Annotated in this window: 13 protein-coding genes and 1 tRNA gene; 13 read left to right on the top strand and 1 reads right to left on the bottom strand. The window is 56.6% G+C overall.

Features of this window, described 5'->3' with window-relative positions; genetic code table 11:
• Window positions 1–3 precede the first annotated feature (3 nt).
• The 7 genes from ihfA to qatD all read left to right on the top strand — a co-directional run bounded on the left by ihfA (window position 4) and on the right by qatD (window position 6,254).
• Complete coding sequence (gene ihfA / locus BLV15_RS18200) at window positions 4–306, top strand: integration host factor subunit alpha (RefSeq protein WP_003282572.1); 303 nt, start codon at window positions 4–6, stop codon at window positions 304–306.
• Window positions 287–643, top strand: a complete 357-nt coding sequence (locus BLV15_RS18195; protein ID WP_090231128.1) for a MerR family transcriptional regulator — start codon at window positions 287–289, stop codon at window positions 641–643. The genes ihfA and BLV15_RS18195 overlap by 20 nt, the downstream gene beginning before the upstream one ends.
• A 75-nt stretch (window positions 644–718) precedes the next feature.
• Window positions 719–795 (top strand) — tRNA-Pro (locus tag BLV15_RS18190).
• 500 nt (window positions 796–1,295) lie between these two features.
• On the top strand, window positions 1,296–3,245 hold the full coding sequence (gene qatA / locus BLV15_RS18185; RefSeq protein ID WP_090231127.1) for a Qat anti-phage system ATPase QatA: 1,950 nt from the start codon (window positions 1,296–1,298) through the stop codon (window positions 3,243–3,245).
• An 8-nt stretch (window positions 3,246–3,253) separates the two neighbouring features.
• Entirely contained in the window at window positions 3,254–4,117 is an 864-nt protein-coding gene (gene qatB, locus BLV15_RS22430) for a Qat anti-phage system associated protein QatB (protein WP_305087516.1), read from the top strand.
• A complete protein-coding gene (gene qatC / locus BLV15_RS18175) occupies window positions 4,114–5,490 on the top strand; it encodes a Qat anti-phage system QueC-like protein QatC (RefSeq protein WP_090231125.1) in 1,377 nt (458 codons plus the stop codon). The genes qatB and qatC overlap by 4 nt, the downstream gene beginning before the upstream one ends.
• Window positions 5,487–6,254 (top strand): Qat anti-phage system TatD family nuclease QatD, encoded by a 768-nt coding sequence (gene qatD, locus BLV15_RS18170; protein ID WP_090231124.1) that lies wholly within the window; start codon window positions 5,487–5,489, stop codon window positions 6,252–6,254. The genes qatC and qatD overlap by 4 nt, the downstream gene beginning before the upstream one ends.
• 139 nt (window positions 6,255–6,393) lie before the next feature.
• Here qatD and BLV15_RS18165 read toward each other — a convergent pair whose 3' ends face one another.
• On the bottom strand, window positions 6,394–6,615 hold the full coding sequence (locus BLV15_RS18165) for an AbrB/MazE/SpoVT family DNA-binding domain-containing protein (RefSeq protein WP_090231123.1): 222 nt from the start codon (window positions 6,613–6,615) through the stop codon (window positions 6,394–6,396).
• A gap of 498 nt (window positions 6,616–7,113) precedes the next feature.
• Here BLV15_RS18165 and drt2 point away from each other — a divergent pair, with 498 nt between their 5' ends.
• The 6 genes from drt2 (at window position 7,114) to BLV15_RS18140 (ending at window position 18,098) form a co-directional block, all read left to right on the top strand.
• Complete coding sequence (drt2, locus tag BLV15_RS18160; protein ID WP_090231122.1) at window positions 7,114–8,397, top strand: antiviral reverse transcriptase Drt2; 1,284 nt, start codon at window positions 7,114–7,116, stop codon at window positions 8,395–8,397.
• A 703-nt stretch (window positions 8,398–9,100) separates the two neighbouring features.
• The gene (locus BLV15_RS21945; RefSeq protein ID WP_139210747.1) at window positions 9,101–10,117 is read left to right on the top strand and encodes a site-specific integrase; all 1,017 of its coding nucleotides are present in this window, start codon (window positions 9,101–9,103) and stop codon (window positions 10,115–10,117) included.
• Window positions 10,118–10,226: 109 nt separating this feature from the next.
• Window positions 10,227–10,436: a hypothetical protein gene (locus BLV15_RS18155; protein WP_090231121.1), complete on the top strand. Its 210-nt coding sequence runs from the start codon at window positions 10,227–10,229 to the stop codon at window positions 10,434–10,436.
• 483 nt (window positions 10,437–10,919) lie between these two features.
• Complete coding sequence (locus tag BLV15_RS18150; protein WP_090231120.1) at window positions 10,920–13,445, top strand: type I restriction-modification system subunit M; 2,526 nt, start codon at window positions 10,920–10,922, stop codon at window positions 13,443–13,445.
• Window positions 13,438–14,763, top strand: coding sequence for a restriction endonuclease subunit S (locus tag BLV15_RS18145; RefSeq protein WP_090231119.1), 1,326 nt, complete (start codon window positions 13,438–13,440; stop codon window positions 14,761–14,763). The genes BLV15_RS18150 and BLV15_RS18145 overlap by 8 nt, the downstream gene beginning before the upstream one ends.
• Window positions 14,763–18,098, top strand: coding sequence for a type I restriction endonuclease subunit R (locus tag BLV15_RS18140; protein WP_090231118.1), 3,336 nt, complete (start codon window positions 14,763–14,765; stop codon window positions 18,096–18,098). Before BLV15_RS18145 ends, BLV15_RS18140 begins: the two co-directional genes overlap by 1 nt.
• The last annotated feature ends 1 nt before the right edge of the window (window position 18,099 follow it).

Genomic DNA, 18,099 nt, shown 5'->3' with positions numbered 1-18,099 from the left:
CGTATGGGGGCTCTGACGAAAGCTGAGATGGCTGAACGTCTGTACGAAGAGCTAGGCCTGAATAAACGGGAAGCCAAGGAACTGGTGGAGCTGTTTTTCGAGGAGATCCGTCAGGCGCTTGAGCACAACGAACAAGTCAAATTGTCCGGTTTCGGCAATTTCGATTTACGTGACAAGCGCCAGCGTCCGGGCCGAAACCCCAAGACAGGCGAAGAAATCCCAATTACCGCGCGCCGCGTGGTGACCTTTCGTCCAGGGCAAAAGTTGAAGGCCAGAGTCGAAGCTTATGCTGGAACCAAGTCATAACGACGAACTGCCACCCATTCCCGGCAAGCGCTATTTCACCATCGGTGAGGTAAGCGAGCTCTGTGCGGTGAAACCCCATGTCCTGCGCTATTGGGAGCAGGAGTTTCCCCAGCTCAATCCGGTCAAGCGTCGTGGCAATCGTCGCTACTACCAGCGTCAGGATGTGTTGATGATTCGTCAGATCCGCGCGCTTCTCTATGACCAAGGATTCACCATCGGCGGGGCGCGTCAGCGTCTTTCTGGCGACGAAGCGAAGGACGATACCACCCAGTACAAGCAGCTGATCCGGCAGACGATCACCGAGCTGGAAGATGTGCTTCAGGCCCTGCGTAAGTAACCAGCAAAAAACTTCCACATTTCAGTTGGTTAAGGTATAGTCCCTCCCGCTTTCAGCAGTGCTGGAAGCACCTGTCGGGGCGTAGCGCAGCCTGGTAGCGCACTTGCATGGGGTGCAAGGGGTCGAGTGTTCGAATCACTCCGTCCCGACCAAATAACTCCACGATCTAGGCCAGTTCAGAAATGAACTGGCCTTTTTCGTTTTGGGCATGGGACACATTGGGGACTCATCTAGTAGAGAGCCCAAGAACTCAATCCAGGTTGCCTCCGCAATCTTGTCTGTGAGGGCGTAGCTTAAACACAGAAGCAAGCGCTAGCGTGCTTGGCCGGGGGCCAAAAGCCACCCTCTCGGCGCTTGGTCGGTTCCATCGTTCTCGATCTCCACATGCCGAGAATCACGGTTCATCAGGCAGAAGCCGGCCAAAGAGGTCATTGAGTGCCTACAAAAGCAGGAGGCATTCAGCGTTATGGCTGCACAGTACGAGAGGCAGCGAGCGCGGACTCATCAGAATGGCGCATTGACATCAGCGCGCCGGCTTTGGCCTACTCGTGACATCTGTGTATGCCCGCCAGGTGATGTGAAAACAGCCGTCTTCTAGCGCTGAATTCACTTCAATGGGTAGATCTCAAATGCTAGGAAGGGAGTTCTTTGCATGTTCCTGAACGACCAGGAAACGGCTACTGACCTGCTGTATTACACCCCCATTGCTAAAACAGTAGAACGTCTACTTCGCGAATCACGGGGGGCACCGGTCACCATTGGTGTTCACGGCGACTGGGGTGCCGGTAAATCCAGCGTTCTGAAGATGACACAGCAGATCCTCAATTCTGATGATCGCGTCTGCTGCATCTGGTTCAACGGCTGGACATTCGAAGGTTTTGAGGATGCGAAAACTGTCGTTATCCAGACCATTGTCGATGAGCTGCGGCGTGCTCGCCCAGACTCTACGAAAGTGGCCGAGGCCGCGAAGAAGGTCTTGCGACGTGTTGATTGGTTCAAGCTGGCCAAGCATGCCGGAGGACTGGGGCTCACTGCGCTGACCGGCATCCCCAGCATTGACCAGCTCAAAGGGGCCATGGAGTCGATTTCCGCCTTCGTGCAGAACCCGGGTGACCATCTAAGTATTGAGAGCCTTACGGGCCTTGCTGAGAAGGCTGGGGGATTCATCAAGGATGCTGAAAAAGAGTCTGAGCAGCTTCCCGAACACATGCACCAGTTCCGGGCCGAGTTCGAAGAGCTCTTAACGGCCGCAGACATAGACCAACTGGTAGTTATCGTTGATGACCTTGATCGATGCCTGCCCAAGACAGCCATCGCAACGCTTGAGGCCATCCGTCTCTTCCTCTTCGTAAACCGGACGGCGTTCGTGGTCGGTGCCGATGAGGCGATGATTGAATACGCGGTGCGCGAGCACTTCCCAGACCTGCCACAGGGTGCGGGGCCGGTGACCTATGCGCGCAACTACCTTGAAAAACTCATTCAAGTACCATTCCGCATCCCGGCGCTGGGGCTGGCAGAGACCCGGAGTTACATCACGCTGCTGCAGCTGGAGAGCTTCGTCAAAACGGATGATGATCGATTCAAGAAGCTCTTGAATACTGCTCAACAGGACATGCTCCGCCCCTGGAAGAGCACCGGCCTCGACCGCAAAGCCGTAGCTGGCGCTTTCGGCAACCCACTTCCCGACTTTGCCCAGGAAGCATTGGATACCAGCGCCTTGCTGGCCCGGATATTGAGCGAGGGTACTCGGGGTAATCCCCGGCAGATCAAACGCTTCCTGAACTCCATGATGCTGCGCTACGCCATCGCCGAGGCTCGCGGGTTTGCTGAGGATATCCGGCGTCCAATACTTGCGAAAATCATGCTGGCGGAGCGTTTTCACCCAGACTTTTACGAGCAGTTGGCCCGGATCGCGAGCCTGGATGCGGACGGTACGGTACCTGCCATCGCCGAGCTGGAAAAGCGGGCCAAGAAGTCCAAGGGATCCGACTCAGAGCCGGGTGAGGGGAAAGGCTCTGGGAAGCTCAAGGCAGTGGCCAACTCTAGCGATGTGAACGATTGGGAGAAGAGCGATTGGATCAGCAATTGGGCGGCGATCGATCCCGCGCTGACCGGCGTTGATCTGCGCCCCTACATCTTCGTGACTCGAGACAAACGCAGCTCCTTGATGGGGCAAGTTGCAGTGAGCCATCTTGAGGCGCTCGTCGACAAACTAATGGGTCCGCCATTGCAGATCCGGCAAGCGGCCACGAAGAAGGATATCGTGGCATTAGCTGAAATTGATGCCGAGAATGTTTTTGATGCACTCCGCGATCGGATAATCCAAGCAGATGATTATTCGGATCAACCCAAAGGCGTTGCGGGCTTGATCGAACTTGTCAAACAGCGCCCCGCGCTGCAGAAACGCCTAATAGAGTTCGTCCGATCTCTGCCCACGCCCAAGCTTGGCATGTGGGCTCCCGCCCCATGGCATGAGTGCCTTAAGGATATAAATGCCATCCAGGGGCTTGAGGGGATTTTGAGGGGCTGGAGTCAGCAGATCGAGAACGAGACGCTTCAAAAGGCAGCCAAGCGCGTACTTGAATTCAGCGGGAAATCATAAGGATTGATATGGGTACCTCCAAAGGATATGGAGGCCCGAGCTCCGGCTTGGTGCCCTCCTGGATTGATGATGTAGCACAACCAGCCGCGCCGGCCGCTCAACCGAACGGAACAGGCCAATCTAATCCATCTCAGCCCGGTTCTACGCCATCTCAGCCAGGCTCAGCTCCGTCAGGGCCAGTAAACAATGACGGCACTGGCTCACTTCGAGGGGCTCGTAGCAGCTTCACCCGGTTCGCCCGCACTGGAAGCCCCAGCGATTTGGGGAATGCCCTGTCTTCATATGTGCGTAAAGGCGTAGGGGGACCGTCGAGAAGCGCGCGCCGCATGGGGACATCCCGCGCTGCTGCGGCAAAGTTGCTCAGTATCTTCGGAGATGTTCAGCGCAACGGGGCCACGGAAACACTGCGGCGGTTGCAGCTCACCGTAGCGCCAGGGCAACCGGCCTCTCAGGTGCTGCTCTCGCTGCTTGAGTTCATTTGCCCGCCTGGCGGCGCCATTGACGAAGGTGTTGCTCGCCAGGCTGCGCTGAACACGATCGCCGAACTGGACGAGGCAGGCAGTGGTAGCTTCGAGGACATGACTCAAGCTGATCGGCAGGACTTCTTCCTCGACTTCGTAGCGAACTCGATTGAGAGCATGATCATGGCGGACTTGGGCGGCCTGGGGATCACCATGCCGGATGATGTGGATGCAGTTGAGCGCATCCAATCTCAGCTGAGTTCCTTCATCACAGGCTGTACACGGGGCCAGCTCGCCAATCGGCTTGAGCAATGGCCGGCTCCCACAGATCAAGAGGTCAATCAGGTCACCTCTGCGATCTATGAAGCGGCGTTCGATCTTATCGCGACTGCAGCGGAGGGGCTGGAATGAGCCACCACAGCATCATCTGTCGACTTGGCGAAACGGATGACCAGGACCTAGCACTGCTGGAGCCAGGCAGTGTCATCACCGACATCCAGTTCCTCGACGGGTACGGGCGACTGCAGTACGGGATTGGCCAAGCCATTGAGCAATTGGCTGATCTGGGTCTGAGCCCAGGAGAGACCGCCGTCGACCTGGCACTGCTGGCAGCGACCCTTACCGCAGCGGATACCAGAATCTCACGAGACACTGAGTCAGAGAACTCCTGGACGAGAGAGATCGACCTCTACGTCCCCGTCGCAGATCCGGCACTATGGACAGCAACGTCCGACATGCTGGCCTCGACATTGAAATTCCTCACTGGTGATCGCTGGCGCCTGGTCTTCCGCGAGCGGCCCTTGGATATCGATGAGCTATCTCCCGCTCCGGAGAGCTTGAGAACAGATGATTCGGATAGCGTCTGCCTGTTCTCAGGGGGGATGGACAGTTTCATTGGGGCGATCGATCTACTCAGTGGCGGCGGCAAGCCATTGCTTGTGAGCCATTACTGGGACACCAACAGCACCAGCACCTATCAGAACGACTGCCGGGCAGCGCTGCAGGAAAGGTTTTCCGAGATATCGATTAACCGCGTCCAGGCCCGTGTGGGGTTCCCGCACGATCTCGTGGAGGGTGGAGGTAGTGAAGATACACTTCGAGCGCGCTCATTCCTGTTCTTCGCGCTGGCGGCCATGGCTGCGGAAGCGATCGGCGATTCGATCACCATCCATGTGCCTGAAAATGGCCTGATCTCTCTGAACGTCCCCTTAGACCCACGCCGCCTGGGTGCATGTAGCACGCGCACGACGCATCCATACTACATGGCGCGGGTGAATGAGCTCTTTGGGCGTTTGGGCCTTAGCACGAGGCTGTTCAACATGTTCAGCCATCTGACAAAGGGGCAAATGGCAGAGCAGTGCTCTGACCCTGTGTTCCTAGCGGATCATGTGCATCTGACGATGTCATGCTCATCGCCTGGAAAGGCCAGGTACCATCCCGATCCCTCGAATCGATCCCCCAAGCACTGTGGGTTCTGCGTCCCCTGCATCATCAGGCGGGCAGCGATTCTCCGTGGGTGTGGCCCCGATCGGACCCGATATGTCATCCCAGATCTGCATGCGCAAGCGCTGGACACTAACAAGTCTGACGGCGAACATGTGCGTTCCTTCCAGCTCGCCATCGCGCGTCTCAAGCGTTCGCCTCACCGAGCCAAGTTCGCAATTCATGAGCCGGGGCCGTTGATCGATCACCCTGACCGTTTAGGGGACTTTGAACAGGTCTATCGAAATGGGCTGCTGGAGGTCGACGACTATCTCGAGGGTGTCACAGCTATACCTCTATGAAGCCGCAAAAAAGCCCGATTCCAAAGTGGGTGGATTTCCACTGCCATCTCGATCTTTATCCTGATCATGAGCGCCTCATATTGGAGTGCGATCAGGCAGAGGTCGCTACCTTGGCCGTGACCACGACACCGAAAGCATGGCGGCGCAATCGTGAACTTGCGGCATCCTCTCGACATGTCCGGGTGGCATTGGGGTTACATCCCCAACTGGTGGCAGAGCGTGAATCGGAGCTGCCGCTCCTAGAGCGCCTCCTTGAGGAGACTCGATACGTTGGAGAGGTGGGGCTTGATGCCGGGCCCCAGTTCTATCGAAGCTTTGAGGCTCAGGAGCGGGTGTTTAAGAGGGTGTTGGAGGCTTGCTCGGAGCAGGGCGGGAAGATCCTCACTGTCCACAGCGTACGCAGTGTGGGAAAAGTGCTGTCACATATCGAACGCCTGCTTCCGCGCGACCGCGGAACAGTGGTGCTTCACTGGTTCACCGGCTCCGCTAGTGAGGCTAGAAGGGCTGTGGAGCTTGGATGCTATTTTTCGATCAATTCTCAGATGCTGACCTCAGCTAAACATCGAAATCTAGTTGCCTCACTGCCTCTTGGTCGAATACTCACAGAGACCGATGGCCCGTTCGTGCAGAGCGAGGGACGGTCAACCAGGCCTGCCACAGACATTCCGAAAACTGTACAAGCTTTGGCAATACTTCGAGAGCAATCGCCAGAGCAAACAGCGGCCCAGATCATCAGTAATTTGCGTGATTTAGTGTCCAGCTAGTACTCCAGGTGTGAATGGCTTTCAAGGTAGTTTCAGGTCAGTGAGCGGGGATGCTGGCTTCACTCCGACTGGCATTGGTTGTCCCTGATTGCGTCGACCGGTTGAATCTACAGGCGAAAGCTGCCTGCTGTGATCGGCGCTATTCGTCGCCATCTCGATTCCAGTGGGAGACCAGCTCATCGGTACGATCCGGGATCTGTGGTGTCTTGCTGAGTACAAGGCACCGGGCATTGCCGACGTATTCCTCGATCACATAGAGAGTGTCGCCAACGTCGACGCCTAGCTCCTGAAGGGCTTCATCCGGAATGCGGATAGCGCCATCGCCGTCCCAGTCTTCGATAGTCACTTGCTTGGGGCCCATTTCTTTTCTCCACCGTCATGATCGCCTTCGGTGCGGTCGATCTTGGGGCACGGTCAGGCCGCTAGCCGGGATCATACGCTGTAGCAGTAGTTCTGGCCGGTAGCAGCCCTTAGTGGAACCGGAACTGGCACAGCAGTGATTCTGATGAGCTCTATCGAGGATGGGGGCTGGCTCAGCCAGATTTATGCTAGCCTGCAAGCGCTTCGGGTATAGACCCGAAGGTGCATCACAAGCTGTCAAGCCCCAAGGCGGCATCCCAGGTGTAACAACCCAGGGTGACCAGCAATGCGGCCAGCAGCCCTCGGATACTTATCTTCATAGGTACTCCAAGTGTGACGCTGACACTATACGTCGATCCTAGCAATCGCGGCGAAATCGGAACTGGGTGACCAACACCGATTGGATGATGTGAGGAGCATTTGAGTTTATCCGGCCAGGCGGCTGAGGATTGCCGCCATCCTATGCCTGGCCGGTTGGCTCGAACATGGATGTACGCTGATGCCAGAAAATTGGTACAAATCTCGGGGCTATCTGCACTTTGATCGCCCGATCAACCAGGCTGCGGCGCTGGAGATAGTCTCAAGCCCTAAGACTGTTGCTAAGCATGCCTTTTACCCCTTCATTCGCTATGTCGCACAAACACAGAAAGTGTTTTTCGACAAAAGCATTGGGAAGGTGGTCAAAAAAGACCCTAAGCAACGGCCGATTTCCTACGCTGCGCACGTCGACAGCCACATTTACTCCTACTACTGCGAGCTGCTGAACCGGGCCTACGAGGACCATTTGGCGAAGGTGCAGTGGTCCTCCGCCATTTTGGCGTTTAGAGCCCTTGGCAAAAGCAATATCGATTTTGCTCGGGATGCGTTCCTGGATATCGCAACGCGAGACTCCTGCTGCGTCATCGCCATCGACATCAAGGGCTTCTTTGACAACCTAGACCATGCGTATCTGAAAAATGCCTGGCAGGCGCTCCTAGGCAGCAGTCAGTTGCCCGACGATCACTACGCGGTGTACCGATCTCTCACCAAGTTTTCGTTCGTCTATAGGGATCAAGTCTACGAGGCACTGGGGCTCTCCAAGAGCAACCCCAAGCAAGGCCGTAAGCGAATTTGCGAGCCCCACGAGTTCCGGGCCAAGGTGCGTGAGGGCGGCCTGATCGAAACCAACAAAGACAAAAAAGGTATCCCTCAAGGCTCCCCCATCAGCGCCATGCTGTCCAACGTGTACATGATGGGCTTCGATAAGCAGATCCACGCGCATGTCGAATCCTGCGGTGGTGCTTATTACCGGTACTGTGATGATGTGCTGCTGATAGTCCCGCTGGAGAAGGAAGCGGAGACCAGGGCCCTAGTCGACCTACGGGTCAATGAAATCGGGCTGGAAATCCAGGCCGCCAAAACAGAGACCTGTAAGTTCACGCGGTCGGCCAAGGGCTTGAGGTCCGACCGACCGCTGCAGTATCTGGGCTTTATCTTCGATGGGGCCAACATTTACCTGCGCTCATCGTCACTGGCTCGCTACCAGGACCGTGTACACAGAGGCATCTGGCTGGCCGAAAAGTGTATGGGCAAGGTCAATGCCAAACGGATTTCCAGAGGCCAGTTGCCCCGTTCGATGTTCCTGAAGAAGTTGTACAAGCGATACTCCTACCTAGGTCGGAGAAACTTCATCTCATATGGTTACCGGGCAGCCAGAATCATGAACGCCCCCTCGATCAAGAAGCAGCTCAAGCCACATTGGAACAGGCTCCGCGAGCGCATTTCTGATGCTCAGGGCGAATAGCGGCCCACTAGAAGAATAGAAAGCGCGAACCATGGCTAATCGACCTCGTTTCCCTAGAAGCCTCCTACAGCGGCTGCTATTGGCTGGGTTGCGGTCATCGTCTTCGCCAGAGATGTCTTGATATTTGGGTCGAGCTTCCTGAGTCGCTGCATGAAATGTTGATGAAAAATCAATCAGGTTTCTTTCGCGACTACCTATGAAGGGAGGGGCGCAATGAGAACGGGGCATGATTTATTTTGCTAGCTGGGACGCGAAATTAATTTCTATGCATTTCTATGCGAAAAATTGCCCAAACAAGCTGATCAAGGCGATTTCAAGCCTGGGAATACTTTTCGATGCCTATTTATGACGTATGTGGATTCACAGTCTGGATTGACTATTTTGCCGTCGCTTCGGGTCAAGGGGTGTGGTGCGGCCCGCAGCCTGCGAGGACACGGCCCCTTGACGCGAAGCGGTGGCAAATACCCTTGAAGTACTCCGGGAGCCAATTCATTGGCTCCCGGAGATGCCTAGCGGCGAGCGGGCGATGGTGCGTGACTCAATTAATTAGGCATGGTGTGGCTCCTATTTTCGAGCCGCAATGTGCGGTCGAAAATAGGGCCGTTTCGAGGTTTATCGGCGCAGCCGACGCGAGTGGAGTGGCCGAAGGACACGTATCGAGCGCCTCGAGACGGCATAGGTTGGGGCTACCTGAGGAGGGCTTATGCGCAAACCTGGTACATCGGATAAGGGCGATCTCAGACGGTTGGCTCAGGCTATCGTGGATCGGCCGCTGAAAGAGTCGACCATTGCAGAGTACGCCAGGGTGGCCGCCCGAATGGGGGATATGCATTGGTATGAATACGCGCTGAACCAGAGGCTTTGTCGTCGGACTGCGGTAGTAGCGCGTTACGCATGGCGACGGAATATGGCGCACCGTTTACTTAGTGTATTGCGCGAAATCGATCATGAGCATGACAGCGATAAGCGGCGGAGTTTGCGTCACGCGATGGCTCTCTGTGCTCAGCAGCTTTCTGCGCCGCAACCTAGTTATCGGTTGGACGTACCAACTAAGGCTAAGAAGCAATCAAAACGATCTAGCTTGAATGGCCTGCCAATCGATTGGCGAATCTTGCTTTTGGCCAAGCTTAAGTCGGCTGATCGATTGGCGGCAGCTGTTTTGATTCTGACTGGATGCCGGCCCGCTGAACTTCGAAAGGGCATCCGCATGCGGAGGCTAGGAGAGTTTATTGAATTCACGATTCAGGGAGCAAAAGTGTCAGATTTAACTGGAGCAGGGCAGTCAGAGCGCATATTGCTAATAAATGCAAATGCCATTTTGGGTGAAGAAATTCATGCGCAACTTCTGCAGAAACTTTCTTCCGAAGGGGATGAAATGCTTATTCAGGATACTGGCCAGAACCGGGCACTTGAAAAACGGCTCAGCCGTGCGGCGAAGCGGGCAGGGTTACCCGGTATTAGCGCTTACAGCCTCCGGCATCAGTTCAGTGCAGATCTCAAGGGAGAAGTAGAAGCCGACCAGGTCAGCCTTGCGCTTGGACAGGTGTCGAGGAAGAGCCGAAAGCATTATGGGCATGCCAAGCAGAGGCGGTCTGGGGCTGGCGGAGTTCTGCTATCTGTTAAGGCTGACAGAGAGCTTCGGGGGATAGCGAGCGGATATGGACGTAGATTGGACGCTCCAGCATCGAAATTTGATGGTTTTGATTGGGGATTTGAATAGCGGGCTCTGCCCGAACCCGCCCTGCCGGGGGCTCCCCGAGGGCCATTCTGTCCCTCGGGGCTTATTGCGGCCGGAGCACGAATTTCTATAGCTGTATGTAGGAGAGCCCATGACTCGACGTGTGGTTTTGAATCTCGACCTTAATGAAAATGATTTCAATGCGTTGTCTTTGCTTCTGGCTCAGCCGCAAGCGGTTGCGCAACTCGTTGCGCCTCAGGATGTGCGGGAGCAAGCACGTGTGATTGATGTGCTCTGTGAAATGGCAGGAGCTATCGAAGAGCAGGGCAACTACTTGGATAGGCAGCCTGAGGTGAGTTGACCCGCGCCTCTCGATACTGAACTCACCCGCTCGAACCACTACAAAGCCAAGCTGATTAGCTTGGCTTTGGCCGTTCCGGGACAGGGGAAACCCGATCAGCAAGCCTGATTGATGTATCAGCGATATCCACGAATCGAGCTTTGCCGCGCTTTTGTGTACATCGCAGCGATACCTGCGGTGCCTGCAACGGCCACAGCTACGGACGCAGAACGCCAGTGGAAATCGACGCGGATCGGATAAGCCTAAACCAGTGTCCGGAATGCGTTGACCACAACAAAAGCGCTACACCCGTCCATTTCACCCCGACCATGAATCACCGCCATTTTCTCGAGGCCCGAATACGCCACCCAGGTGCTCGGTGGGATGACCGCATCTCCCAAAGCTCAACGCGAGTGGCATGAATTACGCCGCTTTTGCGAATACACTGCCGGCCTGAAACTGCCTATCCAGATGGCAAGCAATGACTAATCAGGATCTCCACCAATGCCTTTGACCCTGCCCCAACTAGAGCGCCACTTGTTTAAGGCGGCTGACATCCTGCGCGGAAAAATGGACGCCTCCGAGTTCAAGGAATACATCTTCGGGATGCTGTTCCTCAAGCGTTGCTCTGATGTGTTCGACCAGCGTCGTGAAGAGGTCATCAGTGAGCAGATGAAGGGCGGCATGAGTCGCACCGCTGCCGAGGCAGTTGCTGAGAACAAGCGTTGGTACAAAAAGGATGGCTTTTTCTGGGTGCCGAAAGAGTCACGCTACAACTATCTGGTCGACAACTCGCGTCAGGCAAACGTCGGTAGCCTGTTGAGCAAGGCGCTGGCCGGGGTTGAGGGCGAAAATACCAGCCTGTACGACGTGCTAGAGCACATCGACTTCACCCGAAAAATCGGCCAGAGCAAGATCCCCGATATCAAGCTGCAGCAGCTCATCACCCATTTCAATCTGTATCGCCTGCGCAATGAAGACTTTGAGTTCCCCGACCTGTTGGGCGCGGCCTACGAATACCTGATTGGTGAGTTTGCCGATTCTGCGGGCAAGAAGGGCGGTGAGTTCTACACGCCCCGCTCGGTTACACGCATGATGGTGCGATTATTGAAGCCCACGCTGGCCCACGACATCTACGACCCATGCTGTGGCTCCGGCGGCATGCTGATCGCCGCCAAGGAATACATTGACGAGCACGGCGAAGACGGGCGCAAAGCTAACCTGTTCGGGCAGGAGTTCAACGGCACCGTCTGGTCCATTGCCAAGATGAACATGCTGCTGCATGGCATCAGCACCGCCAACCTGCAAAACGACGACACCCTGGCCGAGCCTCAACACGTTGAGGGTGGTGAGTTGATGCACTTCGACCGCGTGCTCACCAACCCGCCGTTCTCCATTCACTGGGGCAATACCGAGAAAGATGCAGACGGCAAGCCCGCCTGGAAGCCCAAGTTCGAGACCGAGCGCTTCCCCTATGGTCAAGTGCCGCTGGGTGCTAAGAAGGCCGACCTGATGTTCCTGCAGCATATGCTGGCCGTCACACGCGACGGTGGCATGGTGGCCACTGTTCTGCCCCACGGCGTGTTGTTCCGGGGGGGCGAGGAGAAGACCATTAGAAAAGGCATTATAGACGACGATCTGCTCGAAGCCGTCATCGGCGTGGCTCCCAATCTGTTTTACGGCACCGGCATTCCGGCCTGCATTCTGGTGTTACGCCAGCGCGTGCAGAACGGTGCCAATCGCGTTAGTGGTAAACCTGCCGAGCGCCAAGGCAAGGTGCTGTTTATCAATGCCGACCGTGAGTTTTTTGAAGGCCGCGCGCAAAACTACCTGCTGCCCGAGCACATTGAAAAAATCGTTACCACCTTCGATGAGTTCAGGCAGGTCGACGGCTTCTCAACGATCGTCGACAACGCCACATTGAGAGTCAACGAATACAATCTGAATATCCGCCGCTACGCCGATAACGCGCCGCTGCCTGAACCGCACGATGTGCGCGCCCATCTGGTGGGTGGCATTCCCAAGTCTGAAGTGGCCGACAGAACCAAACTGTTTAGCGCCCACGGCCTGAATCCGATGGACCTGCTGGTGGAGCGTGACGCCAAGTATTTCGACTTCGCGCCGACTCTAGATAAGCGGCATGAATTAAAGCCCGCCATCGAAACGAATGCAGGTCTGGTTGCCAAGGAAACCGCTATCCGTGAGGCATTTGAGCTGTGGTGGAAAGAGCACGGCGTTCGCGTCACCACCTTAAGCAATCAGATTTCTGCAGACAGCGAAACAGCAATGGCCTCAGGTAGTCTGGTCAAGCTCCGCGAGGAGCTGCTTGCTAGTTTCAGCGAATCACTCGAAGCCGTCGGTCTATTGGATCCCTTTCAGGTGCGCGGCATCGTGGCCGGTTTCTGGTACCAAACCAAGTACGACTTCCTCACCCTGATGGCGCGCGGCGCCAAGGGCGTGGCCGATGCTTGGCGCACCAGTATCGTCACCGCGCTGGAAGACAAGGCCAGCAAAGAGAACCCGCTGGAACACAAGCTGGTCAAGTTCCTGATGAGCGACTTCGTCGAGGCCATCACCGAACTGGAAGCCAAGAAAGCTGAGCTCGACAGTCAGATCAAGGCCGCCAGTCCCAAGGACACCGAGGGCGAGGGTGGCGAAGCCGACGAAACGGCGGAAGATGATGCCGACGAAGAAAGCGCCGTGGATGAAGTCCAGCTCAAAGCCTGGAAAAAGGAGCTCACCGCCGTCAAGAAGCAACTCAAGGCCAAGAACGACAGCTTCAAGCTGCACATCGAGACCGCCGTTGAGGGACTGACACCGGAGGCCGCCTCTGAATTGCTGCTGACCATCTTGCACAACGATATGCAGGCCATCGTGGAGCGCTACATGGCCGCGCAACGCAAGCAGATCGTGATCGCGTTTGAGAGCTGGTGGGACAAGTACCAAGTGACGCTGACCGAAATCGAAGGCAAGCGCGATGAGGCGGCTAAAGCGCTGCAGGGTTTTTTGCAGGGGTTGCGGTATGTCTGAATTCCCGCATTGGCCCGTGCGTCCCACTGGAGACGTCTTCTATGTGAAGGGCCGCATAGGTTGGCGGAACCTGCGCCGATCTGATTTCTGCGAGGTCGGCCCTTATCTGATTACGGGCATGCACATCGACGACTCTGGACGGGTCAATTGGGATGCATGCTTCCATATACCTCAACGGAAGTTTGATGAGTCTCCTGAAATTCAGGTGCGAGTTGGCGATTTGGTGATTACAAAGGACGGAACCATCGGAAAAGTCGGTCGCATTGACTGGCTTCCTGGGGAAACATCACTTAATTCGCATCTCTTCTTGGTACGACCGATCCGTCCTGAGCAGTGCTCGTCACGATTTGCGTTCCATGTCTTCACGTCACCTGCATTCCGTCGGTTTATCGACGCTCAAAAAAGCGGAAGTACCTTGGTGGGGCTTGGTGAAGCTAAGTTTGTGAAATTTGATTTCCCTGTTCCTGACATGGAGGAACAGGCACTCGTTTCGAATGTGCTAGATACTCTCGACACTGTCATCCTCGAAACTGAGGCGATCATCGCCAAGCTCAAGGCCGTCAAGCAGGGACTGCTGCACGACCTCCTGACGCGCGGCATCGACACTAACGGCGAACTACGCCCGCCCCAAGCCGAGGCCCCGCATCTCTACAAGGAGTCGCCGCTGGGGTGGGTTCCGAAGGTGTGGGATGTCGTCACGCTGGAGTCGGTGTCCAATACAGTCACCAGCGGTTCGCGCGATTGGGCGCGCTTCTATGCTGACAGCGGTGCGCTCTTCGTCCGCATTGGCAACTTGACACGTGAGCATATCAACTTCCGCTTCGAGTCGACGATGTACGTGCGCCCGCCTAGAAATGCGGACGGACAGCGTACACGACTCGAGTCCGGCGACATTCTCATTTCCATTACGGCCGATCTGGGTATCGTCGGCGTTGTTCCAGACGGCTTAGGCGAGGCGTATATCAATCAGCACGTTGCCTTGGTGCGCCCAGACCTAAATGCTGTCAATTCGCGATTCGTTGGCCATTACCTGGCCGGGCCAATTGCACAAACCTACATCAGCAAGCTGAACGATGCGGGCGCGAAAGCAGGTCTTAATCTGCCAACGATCCGGGGGCTGTTGACTATAAAGCCGCTTCATGCCGAACAAGATCTGATTGCAACGCGCTTGGATGAAATCGATAACCGCATACAGAGCGCGGCGGCCGAGTCCGCCAAGCTAAGAGAGCTCAAGGCTGGCCTGATGGACGATCTTCTCACCGGTCGCGTCCGTGTTACACCGCTGCTGGCTGATGCCACACAACGAGGGAGCGCCTGATGGGCTGGGAGCTCGATGACGTCGAAAAGCCCTTCGTAACCCAGTTGCAGGCACTCGGTTGGGCCTATAACGCAGGCAGTCTTGACGACCCAGCAGTGACGGGGCGCACCAGTTTTGCCGAGGTGATTCAGGAGGGATTGCTGCGTGAACAGCTGCGGGCGCTAAACCCTGGATCTGACGGCGCGCCCTGGCTGGATGAAGCGCGACTGTCCGAAGCCGTATCCGCCATCACCCGCCTGGGTACGCACAAGCTGATGGAGGCCAACGAGAAGGCTACGGGTTTGTTAATCCGTGGCTTAACCATGGACGGCCTACCTGGATGGGATGGCGGGCGCGGCCAGACGATTCGTTACATCGACTGGGACACCCCGACCAACAACCGCTTCACGGTGATCAACCAGTACCGCGTGGATTGCCCACCCGGCTTCAATAGCAGCAAAGCCTTTATCGTGCCCGACCTGGTGCTGTTGGTGAACGGTATCCCCCTGGTGGTGGTGGAGTGCAAAAGCCCGTCGATTCCAGAGCCTTTGGCAGAGGCCGTGGATCAGCTGCGGCGCTACAGCAACCAGCGCAAGGCGGCCTTCGAGGTGGACGACAACGAGGGCAATGAGCCCTTATTCGCCACCAACCAGCTGGTGGTGGCCAGTAGCTTTGACCAGGCACGCGTGGGTTGTATCGGCGGGGCCTTTGAGCATTACGCCCAGTGGAAGACTGTGGGCGGTCCTGATGGCAGCGGCAGCGAGATTGAGGTCGCGCAAACGCTCGGCAAGCCAGCCCTCTCCGAACAGGAGCGGTTGATTGCAGGGCTGCTGTCACCCGCGCATCTGCTGGATGTAGTGCAGAACTTCATGCTGTTCATGCAGGTGGGCGGGCAAACCATCAAGACGGTGTGCCGCTACCAGCAGTATCGGGCGGTAAACCGGGCGATTGCCCGCCTCAAGAGTGGCCCGACGCGACTACAAGATGGCGAGCATGATCAGCGTGGCGGCATCATCTGGCACACCCAGGGCTCCGGCAAGAGCCTGACCATGGTATTCCTGGTGCGCAAGATGCGCGCGGAAGAGCAATTGCGGCGCTTCAAGATCATCGTTGTCACCGACCGCAAGGACTTGCAGGGGCAGTTGTCCGTTACCGCCACCCTGACCGGAGAGGTGGTGGATATAGCCGAAAGCACGGCGGGCGTGAAGGCACTGGCGCGACGCAAGGGCCCAGGACTGATCTTTGCCACCATCCAGAAATACCGCGACCCCGATAGCGCCGGCGATGCGCCACTGACGGCGGGCGATTTGCCGAAAGCGGAAGAGCCGAAGGCCAGCTACAAAGCGGACGATACATTTGAGGTGCTGAACGAGGATGACAGCATCCTCGTGTTGGTGGACGAAGCGCACCGCACTCAAGCGGGTGATTTGCATGCCAACTTGCTGGCGGGTCTACCCAACTGCGCGCGCATAGGCTTTACCGGCACGCCAATTATCATGGGTGAGAAAAAGCGCACCCATGAAATCTTTGGCGAGTTCATTGACCGCTACACCATCAAGGAAGCCGAGGCCGACGGCGCTACCGTGCCGGTGCTCTACGAGGGCCGTACGGCCAACGGCGCTGTCAAGGACGGTGCCAGCCTGGATGAGCTGTTTGAGGATTTGTTTCGCCAGCACACCTCCGAAGAGTTGGAGGCGATCAAGCAGAAGTACGCCACCAAGGGCCATATCTTTGATGCCCCGGCGCTGATCGCAGACAAGGCGCGCGACATCATCCGCCATTACGTCACCTACATCCTGCCCAATGGCTACAAAGCGCAGGTAGTGGCTTACAGCCGCTTGGCAGCGATCCGCTACTTCGAGGCCTTGAAGCAGGCACGTGACGAGCTTCTGGCGGAGGCTCAGGCGCTTTCCGCTGAAGACAAGGCACTGGATGACGAAGCTCTATGCCAACGCTCGGCCAAGGTGCAGGCGGTGGTGCAGGCTTGGCGCTACCGCGACACGCTGGCCCGCATCGAGTTCGCGCCCATCATCTCGGGTAGCAACAACGATGACCCTGCTTGGAAGCAGTGGACTGATGGCTCGGCACATGAGCAGTTGATCAAACGCTTTAAGAAGCCGCTGTTCAATGCCAAGCCGGAAAAGACCGATCCGCTGACCTTTTTGGTCGTGAAGTCGATGCTGCTGACCGGCTTTGATGCGCCCATCGAAGGTGTTATGTACCTCGACCGCCCGATCCGCGAGGCGGAGTTGCTGCAGGCGATTGCCCGCGTCAACCGTACTGGCTTCGGTAAGCGTTGCGGCATCGTGGTGGATTACTACGGCGTGGCGCAGCACTTGAAGGAGGCACTTGCGGCCTATGCTGATGAAGACGTGGCAGGCGCACTGGCCAGCTTGAAGGACGAGGTACCGGTGCTGCGCGATCGGCATCTGCGTGTGGTGGATTTGTTTCGGCAACAGGGCATCGAGTCGCTGGACGACACCGAGGCCTGCGTTGAGGCATTGGGCAGCGAGAAACTGCGCGCCGAGTTCGCCGTCAAGCTCAAGGCCTTCCTTGCATCACTGGACACCGTGCTGCCACGCCCCGAGGGGTTGCCGTACTCGGGCGACGCCAAGCGCCTGGCCTACATCTACGCCCGAGCTCGCAATCGCTACAAAGACACGCCAGTACTGGGTAAGGACGTCGGCGCCAAGGTGCGCAAGCTGATCGACGACCATGTGATTTCGTTGGGCATCGACCCTAAGATTCCACCGATTCAGCTGACTGATGCAGAGTTTGTTAAACACATTGAAATGATGGATAGCGCCGACGGCGTAGCCTCTCGGCGAGCGGTTGCATCGGAAATGGAGCATGCCATCCGTTCGCACATCCGCAAACACACCGATGAAGACCCGGTGCTGTATCGCAAGCTTTCTGAGCGTTTGAACGACATCCTGAAAACCTTGGGTGAGCAGTGGAATGAGGTGATCTCGCAGCTGCAGAAAATCATCGATGAGCTGCGTACGGGCAAGGTAGGTAGCGCGGATGCACCAAGCGACTTACCCGGGCATTGTGCGCCATTCCTGCGCACGATTCTTGATGAGGTATTTACTGGGCGGACACCGACAGCAGCCGAACTGCTTAGCCTAAAGGACGTGACTCTTAGGTTGGTGGATTTACTGGTGCAGGAGCTGCAGGGCAATAGGAATATCTGGAGCCCTCATAAGCGCGCTGCCCAGGAAGATTTGAATACGCGATTGTTCGAGCACTTGATGAGTCTGCAGCCTAGCTTGGTTGATGACGACAAGGCAGGCGTTCTTGCAGACAAGTTGATGGAGCAGGCTCGCGCCAACCACGACAAACTGGTGCAGGTGTAAT

It is taken from the genome of Pseudomonas kuykendallii, assembly GCF_900106975.1.
Classification (GTDB): Bacteria; Pseudomonadota; Gammaproteobacteria; order Pseudomonadales; family Pseudomonadaceae; genus Pseudomonas_O; species Pseudomonas_O kuykendallii.
This window is presented reverse-complemented; position numbering and strand designations above follow the sequence as displayed.

Coding starts and splice junctions, on each gene's coding strand:
- BLV15_RS21945 (WP_139210747.1), top strand. CDS start 9,101: ATGCGCAAACCTGGTACATCGGATAAGGGCGATCTCAGACGGTTGGCT.
- BLV15_RS18195 (WP_090231128.1), top strand. CDS start 287: ATGCTGGAACCAAGTCATAACGACGAACTGCCACCCATTCCCGGCAAG.
- BLV15_RS18155 (WP_090231121.1), top strand. CDS start 10,227: ATGACTCGACGTGTGGTTTTGAATCTCGACCTTAATGAAAATGATTTC.
- BLV15_RS18165 (WP_090231123.1), bottom strand. CDS start 6,615: ATGGGCCCCAAGCAAGTGACTATCGAAGACTGGGACGGCGATGGCGCT.
- qatA (WP_090231127.1), top strand. CDS start 1,296: ATGTTCCTGAACGACCAGGAAACGGCTACTGACCTGCTGTATTACACC.
- qatC (WP_090231125.1), top strand. CDS start 4,114: ATGAGCCACCACAGCATCATCTGTCGACTTGGCGAAACGGATGACCAG.
- BLV15_RS18140 (WP_090231118.1), top strand. CDS start 14,763: ATGGGCTGGGAGCTCGATGACGTCGAAAAGCCCTTCGTAACCCAGTTG.
- ihfA (WP_003282572.1), top strand. CDS start 4: ATGGGGGCTCTGACGAAAGCTGAGATGGCTGAACGTCTGTACGAAGAG.
- drt2 (WP_090231122.1), top strand. CDS start 7,114: ATGCCAGAAAATTGGTACAAATCTCGGGGCTATCTGCACTTTGATCGC.
- BLV15_RS18150 (WP_090231120.1), top strand. CDS start 10,920: ATGCCTTTGACCCTGCCCCAACTAGAGCGCCACTTGTTTAAGGCGGCT.
- BLV15_RS18145 (WP_090231119.1), top strand. CDS start 13,438: ATGTCTGAATTCCCGCATTGGCCCGTGCGTCCCACTGGAGACGTCTTC.
- qatD (WP_090231124.1), top strand. CDS start 5,487: ATGAAGCCGCAAAAAAGCCCGATTCCAAAGTGGGTGGATTTCCACTGC.
- qatB (WP_305087516.1), top strand. CDS start 3,254: ATGGGTACCTCCAAAGGATATGGAGGCCCGAGCTCCGGCTTGGTGCCC.